This is a genomic window from Acinetobacter sp. YH12027 (assembly GCF_013420085.1).
Taxonomy (GTDB): domain Bacteria; phylum Pseudomonadota; class Gammaproteobacteria; order Pseudomonadales; family Moraxellaceae; genus Acinetobacter; species Acinetobacter amyesii.
This window is the reverse complement of the sequence record NZ_VOYW01000035.1, coordinates 1-15,320: the sequence shown is the minus strand read 5'-3', so window position 1 is coordinate 15,320 and position 15,320 is coordinate 1. Positions and strand designations below refer to the sequence as shown.

General features: G+C 41.9%; 19 protein-coding genes. 9 read left to right on the top strand and 10 right to left on the bottom strand.

Features of this window, described 5'->3' with window-relative positions:
• Positions 1-34 precede the first annotated feature (34 nt).
• Positions 35-1,042 (bottom strand): AraC family transcriptional regulator, encoded by a 1,008-nt coding sequence (locus FTT94_RS12485; protein ID WP_078189717.1) that lies wholly within the window; start codon positions 1,040-1,042, stop codon positions 35-37.
• A 231-nt stretch (positions 1,043-1,273) separates the two neighbouring features.
• Between FTT94_RS12485 and infA the strand changes: the two genes are divergently transcribed.
• The 3 genes from infA to FTT94_RS12470 all read left to right on the top strand — a co-directional run bounded on the left by infA (position 1,274) and on the right by FTT94_RS12470 (position 2,585).
• Positions 1,274-1,495 (top strand): translation initiation factor IF-1, encoded by a 222-nt coding sequence (gene infA, locus FTT94_RS12480; RefSeq protein ID WP_001284370.1) that lies wholly within the window; start codon positions 1,274-1,276, stop codon positions 1,493-1,495.
• Positions 1,496-1,649: 154 nt separating this feature from the next.
• Positions 1,650-2,024 (top strand): hypothetical protein, encoded by a 375-nt coding sequence (locus tag FTT94_RS12475; RefSeq protein ID WP_180170886.1) that lies wholly within the window; start codon positions 1,650-1,652, stop codon positions 2,022-2,024.
• 114 nt (positions 2,025-2,138) lie between these two features.
• Positions 2,139-2,585, top strand: coding sequence for a hypothetical protein (locus FTT94_RS12470; RefSeq protein WP_257222549.1), 447 nt, complete (start codon positions 2,139-2,141; stop codon positions 2,583-2,585).
• A 74-nt stretch (positions 2,586-2,659) separates the two neighbouring features.
• Here FTT94_RS12470 and leuB read toward each other — a convergent pair whose 3' ends face one another.
• The 4 genes from leuB to leuC all read right to left on the bottom strand — a co-directional run bounded on the left by leuB (position 2,660) and on the right by leuC (position 6,577).
• Complete coding sequence (gene leuB, locus FTT94_RS12465) at positions 2,660-3,739, bottom strand: 3-isopropylmalate dehydrogenase (RefSeq protein ID WP_078192754.1); 1,080 nt, start codon at positions 3,737-3,739, stop codon at positions 2,660-2,662.
• Positions 3,740-3,780: 41 nt separating this feature from the next.
• On the bottom strand, positions 3,781-4,344 hold the full coding sequence (locus tag FTT94_RS12460) for a hypothetical protein (protein ID WP_168377913.1): 564 nt from the start codon (positions 4,342-4,344) through the stop codon (positions 3,781-3,783).
• Positions 4,345-4,453: 109 nt separating this feature from the next.
• The gene (gene leuD, locus FTT94_RS12455; protein ID WP_078189721.1) at positions 4,454-5,104 is read right to left on the bottom strand and encodes a 3-isopropylmalate dehydratase small subunit; all 651 of its coding nucleotides are present in this window, start codon (positions 5,102-5,104) and stop codon (positions 4,454-4,456) included.
• A gap of 24 nt (positions 5,105-5,128) precedes the next feature.
• Positions 5,129-6,577 (bottom strand): 3-isopropylmalate dehydratase large subunit, encoded by a 1,449-nt coding sequence (leuC, locus tag FTT94_RS12450; protein WP_180170885.1) that lies wholly within the window; start codon positions 6,575-6,577, stop codon positions 5,129-5,131.
• Between the two features lie 358 nt (positions 6,578-6,935).
• Here leuC and FTT94_RS12445 point away from each other — a divergent pair, with 358 nt between their 5' ends.
• Positions 6,936-7,172 carry a DUF2061 domain-containing protein gene (locus FTT94_RS12445; protein ID WP_078189723.1) on the top strand — a complete coding sequence of 79 codons (237 nt, stop codon included), beginning with the start codon at positions 6,936-6,938 and terminating at the stop codon, positions 7,170-7,172.
• Positions 7,173-7,300: 128 nt separating this feature from the next.
• On the opposite strand, the gene FTT94_RS12440 is transcribed toward FTT94_RS12445, so the two are convergent.
• Positions 7,301-7,510: a hypothetical protein gene (locus tag FTT94_RS12440; protein ID WP_168377916.1), complete on the bottom strand. Its 210-nt coding sequence runs from the start codon at positions 7,508-7,510 to the stop codon at positions 7,301-7,303.
• 469 nt (positions 7,511-7,979) lie between these two features.
• Here FTT94_RS12440 and FTT94_RS12435 point away from each other — a divergent pair, with 469 nt between their 5' ends.
• The gene (locus FTT94_RS12435; protein ID WP_078189725.1) at positions 7,980-8,843 is read left to right on the top strand and encodes a LysR family transcriptional regulator; all 864 of its coding nucleotides are present in this window, start codon (positions 7,980-7,982) and stop codon (positions 8,841-8,843) included.
• Positions 8,844-9,461: 618 nt separating this feature from the next.
• Here the strand turns inward: FTT94_RS12435 and FTT94_RS12430 are convergent.
• From FTT94_RS12430 to FTT94_RS12420, 3 genes are all read right to left on the bottom strand, one after another.
• A complete protein-coding gene (locus tag FTT94_RS12430; RefSeq protein ID WP_078189726.1) occupies positions 9,462-9,704 on the bottom strand; it encodes a DUF2789 family protein in 243 nt (80 codons plus the stop codon).
• A 96-nt stretch (positions 9,705-9,800) separates the two neighbouring features.
• Positions 9,801-10,274: a DUF2628 domain-containing protein gene (locus FTT94_RS12425; RefSeq protein WP_180170884.1), complete on the bottom strand. Its 474-nt coding sequence runs from the start codon at positions 10,272-10,274 to the stop codon at positions 9,801-9,803.
• A gap of 90 nt (positions 10,275-10,364) precedes the next feature.
• Positions 10,365-11,021, bottom strand: a complete 657-nt coding sequence (locus FTT94_RS12420; protein WP_111884093.1) for an HAD family phosphatase — start codon at positions 11,019-11,021, stop codon at positions 10,365-10,367.
• A 181-nt stretch (positions 11,022-11,202) separates the two neighbouring features.
• Between FTT94_RS12420 and FTT94_RS12415 the strand changes: the two genes are divergently transcribed.
• The 4 genes from FTT94_RS12415 to FTT94_RS12400 all read left to right on the top strand — a co-directional run bounded on the left by FTT94_RS12415 (position 11,203) and on the right by FTT94_RS12400 (position 14,794).
• The gene (locus FTT94_RS12415) at positions 11,203-11,682 is read left to right on the top strand and encodes an RNA pyrophosphohydrolase (RefSeq protein ID WP_078189729.1); all 480 of its coding nucleotides are present in this window, start codon (positions 11,203-11,205) and stop codon (positions 11,680-11,682) included.
• 77 nt (positions 11,683-11,759) lie between these two features.
• On the top strand, positions 11,760-14,057 hold the full coding sequence (gene ptsP / locus FTT94_RS12410; RefSeq protein ID WP_168377918.1) for a phosphoenolpyruvate--protein phosphotransferase: 2,298 nt from the start codon (positions 11,760-11,762) through the stop codon (positions 14,055-14,057).
• A 79-nt stretch (positions 14,058-14,136) separates the two neighbouring features.
• A complete protein-coding gene (locus tag FTT94_RS12405) occupies positions 14,137-14,565 on the top strand; it encodes a hypothetical protein (RefSeq protein ID WP_180170883.1) in 429 nt (142 codons plus the stop codon).
• A gap of 67 nt (positions 14,566-14,632) precedes the next feature.
• Positions 14,633-14,794 (top strand): hypothetical protein, encoded by a 162-nt coding sequence (locus FTT94_RS12400; RefSeq protein WP_180048824.1) that lies wholly within the window; start codon positions 14,633-14,635, stop codon positions 14,792-14,794.
• A gap of 22 nt (positions 14,795-14,816) precedes the next feature.
• On the opposite strand, the gene FTT94_RS12395 is transcribed toward FTT94_RS12400, so the two are convergent.
• Entirely contained in the window at positions 14,817-15,017 is a 201-nt protein-coding gene (locus FTT94_RS12395; RefSeq protein WP_180042069.1) for a hypothetical protein, read from the bottom strand.
• Between the last annotated feature and the right edge of the window lie 303 nt (positions 15,018-15,320).

The window sequence follows — 15,320 nt, the reverse complement described above, 5'->3', positions numbered from 1 at the left end:
TCTGTTTAGGGAAGGATTTTATCGAAGATCAACCTTAACGCTGCTTCCGCTTACGGTATTCCACGGGCGTTTCATTGGTCCAGCGTTTAAATGCGCGATAGAACGTACTTGGCTCAGAAAAACCCGTTAAGTACACAATGCGCTCCACACTTTCATTGGTATTGGCTAATAATTTTTTAGCTAAACGACAGCGATAGTCTGACAAAATTTGCTGAAAACTGGTATTGGCTTCTGACAACTGAGTCCGTAAACGACGTGGGGTAATGTTGAGCTGTGCAGCGACCGTTTCGAGTGTGGTTTCACCACTTTCAAGCGTTGAACCAATAGCACGGCGAACTTCACCAACCAAATCATAACGCGCCAACTCCTGAAGTTTTTCAATCGCTAACTGCTCATGCAATTGTAATAACTCAGGTTCTGCCTGCCACAATTGATACTCTAAAATAGCCGGATCAAAATATAATCGGGTTTCTTTCTGCCCTAAACTCACAGGGCATTCATAGACACGGAAATACTCATCATCTGGCGCGCCCTGACTAAAGTTAAAGTCGATATAAATTGGCTGAAAACGCCCTTCAGTAATAAACTTAAAGAAACGCAAAACACCCGACATCGCGCATTCAGAAAAATGACGATTCACGATATTTTCTGCCCAAGGCTGATGACCATTGGTCAAATAGCAGCGGTCATCTTCAATCACCAATTGCGCATGAAAGGCATCGCTAATGAGGCGTTGATACGCCAAAGCCCGCTTTAAACCTTCACCGAAATTCTCAGATGAAATGAATAAGTGTTCAATCACCTGCCCTCGATATAAAGGCAAATGCTCACCCAGATGCAAACCAATATCAGGATCCTTACTGACTTCTTCTGCAGCCACCCAGAACGCAAATTGCGCATTCAATGGGGTACGGTCATTGGTTTCAACCTGATTTAATGCTACACCCGCTTTTGTTAAAATTTCTTCTGTTGGCAATCCGGCACGACGAATCGCTTGATACCCTAAACGCAACACAACAGATGCATCAGTTAGCTGACCCACTCCAGAACCTTCCTTGTATGTACTTCATTTATACTTAAAAAGATTGATTTTAGATTAACTGTGATTGACCAAACTGACAACTGTTACTACACATTTTTTGTTGAAAATATTTAACTGAATTGTTCGCTTATTTTACTGACAGTCGATCAGTTCAAAGCCTTTTACGGCTTGTATTCTGAAAAAAAATTGACTATAATTTGCGCCTTGCTAATTTATTCATTCAGGTAGGCTATGGCCAATAAAGAGGAACTCATCGAGTTCGAAGGCGTTGTCACCGAGACGCTTCCTAATACTATGTTCCGTGTACGTTTAGAAAACGGTCATGAAGTGATTGCTCACATCTCTGGCAAAATGCGTAAACACTATATCCGTATTTTGACTGGCGACAGTGTTAAAGTAGAAATGACACCTTATGATTTGACTAAGGGTCGTATCACTTACCGTGCGCGCTAAGTTTTAGCGAAGCGAAAAAGCCACTTTATAAGTGGCTTTTTTTTGTATCTATTTCAATGCAATGATAAAAATTGACTGCAAATTTGCTTTCCTTTACAGTCTAAAAACATAAAAATTCGATTATAAAATTCAAAATATAAGGACATAAAATCATATGAAACATCTAGGATTAGTCGGTGCTATCTTTTGTGTTGCTTGCGCCACGACAGGCCAAAAGCAACTCAATCAATCCCTACAACACGATATTGGACAGCCAGCTGATCAAGTTCGTAAAGAGCTCAACTTGAGTCAATTGGGCTATAAAGTGATGGGAGCACCCGTACAAAGCAACGAAAAACTTAGCTATACTATTTTACGCTCGATGCCAATCCCGATTGGTACACCAAATATCGGCACCAGTATAGCCATGGGCGCACCGATCCCAACGCCTTCTAAAGGTGGAATCACTGTCGATATGGAATGTAAAATCGAGTTCAAATTACGCAACCAAATCGTTGAATCCATTGACTATGTCAGTAAAGCTTGTTGATCCTGTATTTGAATACTAGAGGCTAATCCTGCTCGGATGACCGTGTATCAAATGACTACAGTGTTATACAGACCAATCTGACTAAACTGAATTTATTTCGTGAGGAGCTGATCCATGAAATTTATTTTGGAACATCAGGTTTACGAAGATCACCATTTTATTCACTCCACATTGAGCATGGGTTGCGTTCTAAGCATTGTGTTATTGGCTGGCTGTACCACGACTTCAACTCTCTCATCCGTTGAACGTGAACGCTATTTAGCCTCATTTATTGGTCAATCGAGCCAAACGATTCAAGCAGAACTCGACCTCAGCAAACTGGGCTATCAAAGGACTTCTCCCGTGGAGGTCAGTTCGGACTACCTCCTTTATCGTGTCGCACGCCCGATTAGTATTCCTTTACCGATGGCGGAAAATCCTGCGATGGGCATGGGCAGCGGCGCTGCTGTGCCGATTCCCAGTGGAAATACACGCTATGAGGTTGAGTTAAACTGCCTTATTCAATTTCGCATAAAGCATAATATTGCAACTGATGTCCGATTAACTGGTCGCACCTGTTAGTGCATCAATTCTAGGATTGATAATTTGTAGGCACAAAAAAACGCAGCATAAACGCTGCGTTTTTTGATTCGCCATTAGTTCAATGCAGAAACTACAGCTTGACCCATTTCAACAGTACCGACTTGAGTACTGCCTTCTGACATGATGTCACCTGTACGTAAGCCTTGATCTAAGACATTACCTACAGCATCTTCAATTGCTTTTGCCGCCGCTTCTTCACGGAAGGTATAACGTAGCATCATAGCAACAGACAGAATTGTTGCTAATGGGTTCGCAATGTTTTGACCTGCGATGTCTGGTGCTGAACCGTGGCAAGGTTCATACATACCTTTACCATTTTCATCTAAAGAAGCCGATGGCAGCATGCCGATAGAACCGGTTAACATCGCCGCTTCATCAGACAAGATATCGCCGAACAAGTTACCTGTCACGATTACATCAAACTGTTTTGGCGCACGGACCAATTGCATGGCAGCATTGTCAACGTACATATGAGACAAGTTAATTTCAGGATACTGCTCTTCTTTTAACGCAGTTACGGTTTGTTTCCAAAGCTCAGTCACTTCTAGCACGTTGGCTTTATCCACTGAACACACTTTACCACCACGTAAGTTCGCCATTTCAAAAGCAACTTTGGCAATACGCTTGATTTCAGATTCTGCATATACGTCAGTATTGAAACCTTGTTTTTCACCGTTTTCGAGTTCACGAATACCACGTGGTTGACCGAAATAGATCCCGCCAGTTAACTCACGTACGATCAAGATATCCAAACCTGCTACGATTTCAGGTTTTAAGCTCGACGCATCTGCAAGCTGCGGATAAAGAATTGCTGGACGTAAATTGGCAAATAAATTTAATTCTGAACGAATTTTTAATAGGCCACGTTCTGGACGAATTGAACGCTCAATGGTATCCCACTTAGGACCACCCACTGCACCCAATAAAATCGCATCAGCAGTCTTCGCTTGTGCTGCTGTTACTTCTGGATAAGGTGAACCGTGCGCGTCGATCGCTGCACCACCTAAAAGACCTTGTTCCCAAGTCAAACCTAAGTTGAATTTTTCGTTTACACGTGTCAGCACTTGTTCAGCCGCTTTCACGATTTCAGGACCAATACCATCACCTGGTAAAATCAAAATATGTTTTGACATGAGTCTTTCCATTTATACGCTGGCTTGATTACCAGTCGGATTTAAAGTTTCTTTTCTACAAACTCACCAAGTCCTGTGAGGACATTGTAGGGTCGGCAGAAACGTCGAATCGTTTTTGCACCTTGCTTTAAGTCTACACAGAGCGGATCAGGCGCAGATTTATCTAGTAAACTGCCTGTGTTTTTTGAACGCTCACGGTACATTTTAAAGGTGTACTCGTGTTTGGACCTAAAGTTGTGAATGACATGCAAGCGCTCTGCTTTTTCCTGAGAAATTGGATAATAGCGAATCACGACTTCATGCTGACCTGAAGGTACAGACAAATACAAAGGATTAGGCTCAGACAATGAACGACCATTCAACCGTACAATGCCTGCTTTAATCGCAGCACGTTGTACATGTTGATTATTTGGATCAACCACTTGTATTTGATCAAAACGCTCAAATTCACAATGCGCTGTACCTGCACAGTAAATCAGAGCATTATTTTTTGTACTTTCAGTTTCTTTCACATTTTTAATGCGTGCCGTGTCAAAGCTTTGACAGGCAGAGAGCGTTGCAAACAGCGCTCCCGTTACAACCAGCTGACCGAAGAACTTTTTCATTTTTCGAACCCAACCTGATAAATTCTGGCTAACGTATAAATTTTGTTTCGCCTGATATTAACAAGACTTAAGCCGACTGACTACTAAGAAGTTCTACAGTGACACTGACTTAAGCTTTAATTTCTGCAAATACCCAAGGGCGAGATGCTTTGGTTTTTTCTTCATAAGCGCGAATATCATCGGCTGCTTGTAAGGTTAAACCGATATCATCCAAGCCATTCAATAGGCAGTGTTTACGGAATGGATCGACTTCAAATGTAAATGCTTCACCACTCGGTGTACGTACTTCTTGCGCAGCCAAATCAATGGTTAATTGATAGCCTTCAGATGCAGCACATTCTTTAAATAACTGATCTACGATCTCTTCAGACAAGATCACTGGCAACATGCCATTTTTAAAGCTGTTATTAAAGAAAATATCCGCATAGCTTGGTGCAATGACAGTACGGAAACCATATTCTTCTAATGCCCAAGGCGCATGCTCACGGCTCGAACCACAACCAAAGTTTGCACGAGAGATCAAAATCGACGCACCTTGATAACGCGGTTTGTTCAATTCGAAATCGGGGTTAATCGGACGTTTTGAAATGTCCTGACCTAAATAGCCTTCATCCAAATAGCGCAACTCATCAAATAAGTTGGCTCCGAAGCCTGTACGCTTAATAGATTTCAAAAACTGTTTTGGAATAATTAAATCTGTATCAACATTGGCACGGTCTAATGGTGCAACGATACCTTGTTCAACGGTATATTTTTTCATGCGATTTGCTCCTATTAGCCCTGATTAGAAGGTACGAACGTCAACGAAGTGACCTGCAATTGCCGCAGCTGCTGCCATTGCTGGACTCACCAAATGCGTACGACCACCATTACCTTGACGACCTTCGAAGTTACGGTTAGACGTTGATGCACAGTGCTCACCCGGTTGCAACTTGTCAGCATTCATTGCCAAACACATTGAGCAACCCGGCTCACGCCATTCAAAGCCCGCTTCGATTAAGATTTTATCTAAGCCTTCTGCTTCTGCTTGTGCTTTGACTAAACCTGAACCCGGAACCACCATGGCTTGTTTAATCGATGCCGCCACTTTTTTGCCTTTGGCCACTTCAGCCGCTGCACGAATATCTTCAATGCGTGAGTTGGTACATGAACCAATAAATACACGGTCTAATTGGATATCTGCCAATGCCTGACCCGCTTCTAAGCCCATGTAGTTGTATGCACGTGTCCAGTCATTACGCTGTACGTCATCTTTAGCTTGTTCTAAAGTTGGCACTGCTTGAGATACAGGAATCACCATCTCAGGAGAAGTCCCCCAAGACACTTGTGGCTCAATCTCTTCACCTTGCAATACCACAACAGTATCAAAATGCGCACCTTCATCAGACACTAAAGTATTCCAATATTCTACTGCAGCATCCCACTGTTCGCCCTTCGGTGCATATGGACGGTCTTTTACATAGGCAATGGTTTTGTCATCGACAGCCACCATACCCACGCGCGCGCCACCTTCGATCGCCATGTTACACACCGTCATACGACCTTCGATCGACATATCACGGAATACTTGACCACCAAACTCAATTGCGTGACCTGTACCACCTGCCGTACCGATTTTACCGATAATTGCTAAAACCACGTCTTTAGGAGTTACGCCTTGACCCAAGTGACCGTCAACACGCACCAACATGTTCTTCATTTTCTTTTGAACTAAGCATTGAGTCGCCAACACGTGTTCAACTTCAGATGTGCCAATACCATGAGCCAAGCAACCAAAAGCACCATGCGTTGCAGTATGTGAGTCACCACATACCACGGTCATACCGGGCAAGGTTAAACCTTGTTCTGGCCCAACCACATGCGCAATCCCTTGGCGTACATCGTTGATGTCAAACTGGGCAACATTAAAGGTTTTACAGTTGTCATCTAAAGTTTGCACTTGGATACGTGAAGTATCATCTTCAATACCCGCAATACCTTCAGCACGCTCCTTAGTAGAAGTAGGTACGTTATGGTCTGGCGTTGCAACGTTAGCGCTTAAACGCCATGGTTTACGACCTGCAAGTTGTAGCCCTTCAAAGGCTTGTGGAGAAGTCACTTCATGCAATAAATGACGGTCGATATACAATAATGAAGAGCCATCATCTCGCTGTTTTACTAGATGGTCATCCCACAATTTGTCATACAAGGTTTTTTTTATTTGGGTTTCCGCTTTTTGGGTTTCGCCTGCCATGTCGATTTGCTCCACTGGACTGGGTAAATTCTTTCGTTAAATCGATTATAACCACGTATTCACATAAATCTAATTTATCATTTTTATTAGTTTAAAAACTTATAGGAATGATATTTAACTGCTGATTTCCGCTACATTTTAAAGACCATTAATGCGTTTAAAACACGCTCACTTCAATACTTTCAGCAGATGAAACTTTAGAATTTTCTCCGACTTTTTTGTTCACTGTCTGCCATTATTTAAACAGTAATTTAAAAATTCAATGATCATAAATCGAATTTTCTCTTTTACATTGCAAATAAGAATCATTATTATTAAATCATTGCCAAGATTTATCAATTTAACAAGGAGCTTTTTCATGGCACACATTAACAAGTTCGTCGAAAATAATCAGCGCATGTTCAAAAAAACCTTGAGCTATTACATCATGCATATCACGGTTGCGATGTTGGTTGGTTATTACGTGACTGGCAGTATTGCAATGGCCATTACCTTAAGTTTACTTGAACCAACTGTTCAAGCGGTTGCCTTTTTCTTCCACGAAAAAGCATGGGAAAAGAAAGATAAAGCAGCAGAGGAAAATATCCCCGCTTAATCCAACCCTGCTCCTTGTAAAAAAACCACCATCACGGTGGTTTTTTTAATGACCTTAAAACGTTCTTTTACTCTATCCACTTTAACTTTCTATTTTTTCATCCTATAGATTCAATTGCAGACGGATCATCAAAGCTTGTTTTTTTGCTGTAAGGCCAACTGATCATGCGCCTCAACCAATTGTTCTATCGCAAGAATCAGTTTGTTTTTTGCCGCATTACACTCGGCAGCTGCGCGGTTTTCGTCGTCTTCGTCATCTGCGATTTCATATATCGCACAGCGCTTTTCGACTGTCCCTTCAAAAATATCCAATAAATTTTTAATGTGTTTAATATCCATCGCCTTCTCCCTGTGAGGTACAACATTGCTAATCGATGCAGCCATGACTGTACCTGTTGCTATAATTATTCACTGAAAAGTATGTTCCCCAAGCCATCAAAACTTGAGTTCATTTTTTTGTTTTAGTTCAATACTGAATTAAAAAGAAACGTCATCGCTCCTCTTTAATTCAAACGGTTGAATTACTTTCCAGCCCTGTATTTTTTATATTATGCATAACTCTGGTTTCGGTTTAAAAAATAACTTTGTAACAGCGCATTTGAGCTGAAAATGTCACAGCCCAATCTTAAATCATGCAGTGACCAAGTACTCAAATAACACTATTGAACCCTGAAAATCCCCTCAGATTTAAAGCGTCATCTGGCTTGAACGCCTAGTTTTAAATCAAAAGATACAACTTTTCCTTTGATTTATTCTTAAAATATTATAACAATGAGACTACGCATAAAAATTCTTTATAGGAATGAAGATGAATCTCGCAGCCTTTGAAGCCTTTGTAAAAGTCATGGAAACTGGTTCGATCTCTTTGGCAGCAGATCAGCTCTTCATTACGCAACCTGCTGTGACCAAGCGTATTCACAGTTTAGAAGAATACTTCGGTGTCAAACTTTTTGAATCCGCGGGTCGTGGTGTTCAAGCGACGCATGCGGCAAACTCTCTCTTGCCAAAAGTAAAAAGCTGGCTGAATGAATTGGGTGATATTCACCATACGCTCAGCCATGAGCAAGGTCAGGTTCAAGGTAAACTGAAAATTGGTACCAGCCATCATATCGGCTTACACCATTTACCGGCGCATTTGCGTCAATATGTACAACAGTTTCCAGAAGTGACCTTAGATGTACACTTTGTTGATTCTGAACAAGCCCATGAGCAAGTTTTAGCTGGCGACTTAGAGTTGGCTTTTTTGACTTTACCGCCACAAGGTGACAGCCGTTTAAAATACATCACGACATGGAATGATCCATTAGTATTCGTGGTTGCGCCTTTCCATCCTTTGGCGCAAGTTGAACATTTAACCTTAGAAGATTTGATCCAATACCCAAGTCTTTTACCTGCGGCGCAAACCTATACCAGTCAAATTACTTTGGCTGAGTTTGAAAAGTATGGCCTGAAGCCAAAAGTCACCATGAGCAATAACTCACTTGAGTCGATTCGCATGTTGGTTTCAATTGGTCTCGGTTGGTCAGTCCTTCCTAAAACATTATTGAACCAAGATTTAAAACAATTGAATTTACCTTCAAACATGAATCGTCAATTGGGAATGGTATGGCATCCAGGCCGTACTCAATCACTTGCTGCACAAAAACTGGTTGAATTGATGAAACACATCTAATTCATTTTTTGCCTACAAAATTCAATTATTAATCAAGCCACCGCTATGGTGGCTTTTTTTAGTGATCTGTTTGAGCATTTAGAAAAAGCGAATGATTTGATTAGCCAAGTGTTGAACAGTCCTTGTTGAATAGTCATCATATACAATGCAGTGACCTTCAAATCTGCCATCAATATTTGTAGCTTGGCTCAAGGTCAGCAATAGATGCTCTTACTTATTGTGAAAGTTCAACCTCTTTTCACTGATGTTATACAGTAACATCAGAAGTGCAATTTGATTCAAATATAAGAACGATACGCGGCAAGGTCATCCGCAAGTGTTTGAGATAGGACTACTTCTCATCAAAAATGTTTTTGCGATACTTTGAATAATTAGACGGTAGTGAACGAGTTTTGCGGATGACAATGGTTTTGGGTACTTTTGCCGAAACAAAAGTACCTCCAGCCGAAGGCCAATCAATTTATTCAATTCCTAGATGTAAGACTTCGTTGAATAGACTTAAAAATCATTTTAAAAACACGAAATAACTTTTACGTACGTAACATCAGTTTTTCATTAAAAATGGGATCGCCTATTTCAGCCGATCCCATTAAAAAAACCAAGGAAGACCTGTGGGTTTTATTTCGTCAATGAATCTTCATGTAATGATTCATTCAATTGATCGACAATAATCGCCCACTCACCATCTGACTTAATTTTTTCGGCCAAGAACTGACGCTGAGCATCTGTCCAATAGTCTGCTTCGGTAATTTTAGTTTGGGCACTGAGTTGATGCGTCACGATAAATAAAGCAATCGCGTCTTCACTCGAATCTAAACCCAGTTGTTCAAATAGATGAGTCATGCGTGGACGTACACTCATTGTCATTCTCCGTGTTAAAACTTATTGTTTATGGATACAAAATTATTCTGTTTTAAGGATATAACACGGAACGAACACGCACTCAATTACAGAATACTATAGCGGTGAAAATTGAATAAAAGGCAAACTGAGCATAATCATCACGACCGATTGAATAAATACCAACAACAAAGGCAGCCCCCAGTTCACTCCGCCTTCTTCAGCAAACACCTGCTCACTATATTTCGGCTGCTGCATATAGGCTTTGGTCTTTTGCACCGCAAAATCGCTATATAAATGCTTTCCAATCACAGCGAGTATAAGGTTAGGAATCAATGATAGTCCTATTAAAACCTGATCAGGCACACCGATGATGAGCGCCAACATGCTAATCAAAAAACCAACCGCAAAGAATAAGAAGAAATAGCGGTACATCTTCCGATAAAGCAACCAATAGGGTCCAAAAATTAACCCAGCCCAACTCAGGCCACTGTGCTGCCCAGCTTGTTGTTCAATGAACTTTAAATAAGATTGAGCACGTGGCCCAATAAAGATTTGAATTAAATGTTTAAAAGAAGTTTCTGTCTGCATATAGAGCGATAGTTCAAATTAGTGAGCCGAAGTTTAATCAAAAGGACGTCAAATAAAAAAGCATCTAATGATGCTTTTTTATGTTTATCTTTAGGCTTGAATTGACCAGTCTTGAATGTCCCAACCTTGTTCTTTTGCAAGGACTTCTAAACGGTCATCTGGGTTAATTGCAAAGGCATGATCGGCATATTCCAATAGGAAGCGGTCATTAATCGAATCTGAATAGGCCCAAGATTCTGTCACATCACGACCTTCTAACCATTGATTCAAACGGACTAATTTGCCCTTTTGGTAGCACGGAGTATTAATCACTTTACCCGTATATTTACCATCCACAACTTCGGCATTGGTCGCAATGATTTCAGTAATACCAAATTCACGAAAAATCGGTGCGGTAATAAAATCAGACGTTGCGGTGATCCCGACCAATTGATGTCCTGCATCTTGATGGCGCTGAATGGCAGCAAAACCCTCAGGACGCATTTGCGCACGAATAACTTTTTTCATAAACAACTGATGTAACTCAGTTAAGTAGGCATTGTCATGTTGGGTTAAAAACTCAAATACAAATTCGTTATAAGCAATCGGGTCAAGCTGGCCTTTTTTATAATCATCATAAAATTTGTCATTCATGGCACGATGACGAATTGGATCAACCAAGCCTTCATTGACCAAAAACTCCCCCCAAGAATGGTCTGAGTCGGTATTTAATAAGGTGTGATCAAGGTCAAACAGTGCCAATTTCATGAAAATACTCGTAAAAGCTGAAATTTAAGAAAAAAATTGTAAATCTATCTCCGCTAGTCGATAGAAATTCGTTAAGATCATAACAATTTTAACATTTTTACACTTTGCTTTTTCGAGATGGACACAGAAATAAACGTCCCCGTGAGCAAAGTCATAAATTACACAATATTTAGGTAGCCAAATGATCGATTCAGAAGGTTTCCGACCCAACGTCGGGATCATTTTGGCAAACGACATTGGACAAGTTTTATGGGCAAAGCGCATTGGTCACAATGCCTGGCAATTTCCACAAGGAGGTATCCAACATGGAGAAACCCCCGAACAGGCACTTTACCGTGAGCTGAGAGAAGAAGTTGGCTTACTGCCCGAACACGTCCAGGTGATAGCACAAACCCAAGGGTGGTTGCGCTATCGTTTGCCACATCGGTATATACGTACGGATTCAGACCCCGTTTGTATTGGTCAAAAGCAAAAGTGGTTTTTATTGAAACTGACAGCTTCAGCACAGCATATTCAGCTGGATTTGTCAGATCCACCTGAGTTTGATCAATGGCAATGGGTCAGCTATTGGTACCCTTTGGGTCAAGTGGTGAATTTTAAACGCGATGTATATCGTAAAGCCATGGTGGAGCTGTGCAATCAGCTTCCGCAAAAACCGTAAAAATTTGCAGAATGGATGCAGATTTTTAGGATGAGTGTTGTTATAAATAAAGCAGAATAAATTTTGGAGCAGACACGATGTCGAACATGCAACTGGATACCTTAAGACGCATAGTCCAAGAGATTAATGCGTCGGCCAGTTTGCATGAATCTTTAGACATTATGGTCAATCAAGTGGCCGAAGCCATGCATGTGGATGTCTGCTCAATCTACTTGCTTGATGAACGAAATCATCGTTATTTACTGATGGCTTCTAAGGGCCTAAACCCTGAAGCCGTTGGGCATGTCTCTTTGCATACCAGTGAGGGTTTGGTCGGCTTAGTTGGACAACGTGAAGAAATCGTCAACTTAGACAATGCACCCAAACACGAACGCTTTATGTATCTGCCAGAAACAGGGGAAGAAATTTACAATTCCTTCCTCGGTGTTCCGGTGATGTATCGCCGTAAAGTGATGGGCGTCTTGGTGGTTCAAAACAAAGAGCCTCAAGACTTTAGCGAAGCTGCCGAATCCTTCCTCGTGACCCTATGCGCTCAACTTTCAGGGGTAATTGCCCATGCACATGCCGTCGGGAATATCGAAGTCTTTCGTAAACCCAACAACCTCCCTGCCTATAAAACTTTCCAAGGTATTTCTGGTTCAGGCGGTATTGCGCTAGGCCGGGCAGTCATCCTGTATCCACCTGCTGACTTGGCTTCAGTCCCCGATCGTGAAGCCGATGACATCAGTGAAGAACTCGAATTACTCGACAATGCCATAGACGCAGTTCGTCAAGAAATTCTGTCCCTCGATGAAAAAATGCAAGATGCCCTCATGGCCGAAGAACGTGCATTATTTAGCGTGTTCTTGCGAATGCTCGATGCCAATGCCCTCCCCGCGGAAATCAAAAGTGAAATTCGTGACGGTAACTGGGCACAAGGTTCGGTACGCATTGTTATTGATAAACACATTGCGCTGTTTGCACAGATGGAAGATGACTATCTCCGTGAACGTGTTTCAGACTTAAAAGATCTGGGGCGTCGTATCTTGGCTTATTTACAAGAAGCAGATGCCAGTCACCGTGAAATCACCGATGAAAGCATTTTAATTGGTGAGGAAATTTCTACGGCTGCCTTGGTTGAACTCCCTGTCGATAAAATCGCGGCGATTGTGACCACCGAAGGTGCCATGAACTCACACATGGTGATTGTGGCACGTGCCCTCGGCATTCCAACTGTAGTCGGTGTGACTGAACTGCCGATTAATACCCTCGATGATGTCGAAATGATTGTCGATGCACATCAAGGTCGTGTATTCATCAATCCACCTCGTCGTTTACGCACACGCTATAAAGAGATTCAAAAAGAAGAAGAGCAAATTGCCAAAGATCTGAAGCAATACGAAACCAAAGATGCCATCACCCCTGATGGTGTTGCAGTTCGATTGTTTGTAAATACTGGCTTGATGATCGATGTGGTTCGCGGTGTACAACGTGGCGCCAAAGGTGTCGGTCTATACCGTTCTGAAATTCCGTTTATGCTGCGTGATCGCTTCCCTGGTGAAGAAGAACAGCGCGCTATTTATCGTCAACAGCTGAGTCATTTTGCCAATAAACCAGTGGTGATGCGTACCCTCGATATTGGTGCAGATAAAGACCTGCCTTATTTCTCGATTGAAGAAGAAAACTCAGCACTGGGTTGGCGTGGAATTCGCTTTACTCTCGATCATCCTGAGATTTTTTCAGCCCAAATTCGTGCCATGCTCAAAGCCAGTATTGGCCTGAACAACTTGCATATTTTGCTGCCGATGGTGACCAGTGTCAGCGAAGTCGAAGAAGCGTTGTATTTGCTTGATCGTGACTGGCAAGCGGTGCAAGAAGAAGAACAGGTGAAGATTACCAAGCCAAAAATCGGCATCATGGTCGAAGTGCCGAGTGTGCTGTTACAGATCGATGAGTTTGCTGAATTGGTTGACTTCTTCTCGGTCGGATCAAACGATTTAACCCAATATTTACTTGCGGTTGACCGAAATAACCCACGAGTTGCCAATGTCTATTCACACTCACACCCAGCCGTACTTCGTGCGCTAACTCGCTTGGTGCAAGAATGTCATAAATACGACAAGCCGATTAGTATTTGTGGGGAAATGGCCGGTGATCCACTCACCGCTATTTTACTGATGGCGATGGGCTTTAATACCCTATCGATGAGTTCGAGTAATATCCTGAAAGTCCGTAAAGCCATCTGCCACGTGCCGATGCCAGATGCAAAAGAGCTCTTGGATCGAGCCTTGAGCATGAATAATCCATTGATGGTGAAAAGCATGATGGAGTATTACTTCAAGACTCATGGTCTTGGTGATATGGTGAAATCTGCCACACGCATCGTGAGTGCTTAAGACCACTCATGTAAAATAATAAAACGAGGTGATGATGGATTTTTTATTTTTTCTGGCTTCTGTCGCAATTGCCTTTTATATGACAAAGATCCATCCACAACTCAAACAAAAAATGTTAGAGCTGCAACACGACACACCGATTGAAAAAGCATCCTCAACTCGACCTAGACCGTCCCAAGCACAACAAGTCAATACACGCCCAACCAAGCCAACAAAATCCAAAGCTCCGGTCAGCCGCTCTCGTATCCCCCCCTTACTCGGTATAGAAATTACTGCTTCACAGCAGCGCCACTTAGGGAAAAATGATCCATCGGTACTGGCTGCACAGCGCGTCAAACAGCTAAACCAGACGCATCACACTGACTCAACATGGTTTGAGCAATTGACCAGTCAAGTGGAACACGTACTCCAGCAAACCAATGACGCCTCAAAACATCAAAGTACAGCGTCTAGACCGCAACAAAAATCCGCATTCAACAAAATGTTTGAAGACTTATTTTCAAAATAAGCCGTGTTTTAAGGTTCTACATTTAAACTCAAAACCCATGCGTTCAATCCCGCATGGAACCATCTGAATGAACGTCGGTATCTTATTATTCAACGAAGTTGAAGTCTTAGATGCTGCGGGGATTTCTTCGGGGATCAATGCATCTCTTTATATTGTGGCCAAATTGCATGGCCTAGAGATTGCGAAGCGAACAGTAAAACGTATGGAATATGATGTGAACTTTGTTTAAGCAGATGCTGAAGCCGAATCATTTAGTAGACTACAAACTGAGAAAACACACTGAAATAAAAAGGGAGATAATCATTCGAATATCCCCCTTTTTTGTGCTTTGCATAGCCACGTTTTGCATTTTTCTTTCGATCTACAAAAGTTTGGCTTTTGTTAAAATCGTTCATGTGTTTTGCCACAAAGTTGCGAACTTCAACTTCAGGCAGGACTTTTTTCTTTGCCATTTGCATTCACCTTTTTGCCTATACAGCACCCTCGTGCTGTAGTGCATATATTGGTCTATTTTTAGATTTTTTCAAGCACTTTCCTATGGCTTTTTGATACAGCGTAGTTAGCCCCAAGGCCATAAAAAAATTGCTTTGCCACATTATTTCCCTCTCCCTAACCCTCTCCCATTGAGCATAGGTATCTACACATTTTTTATAAATTGAATGCGATCTGAGCAATCGCATTCAGCTCATCAGACGAATACTCTGACAACAACTGAAGAGTGTTCAATAGTATTGAAAGCCCTGCCAGTATGGCAG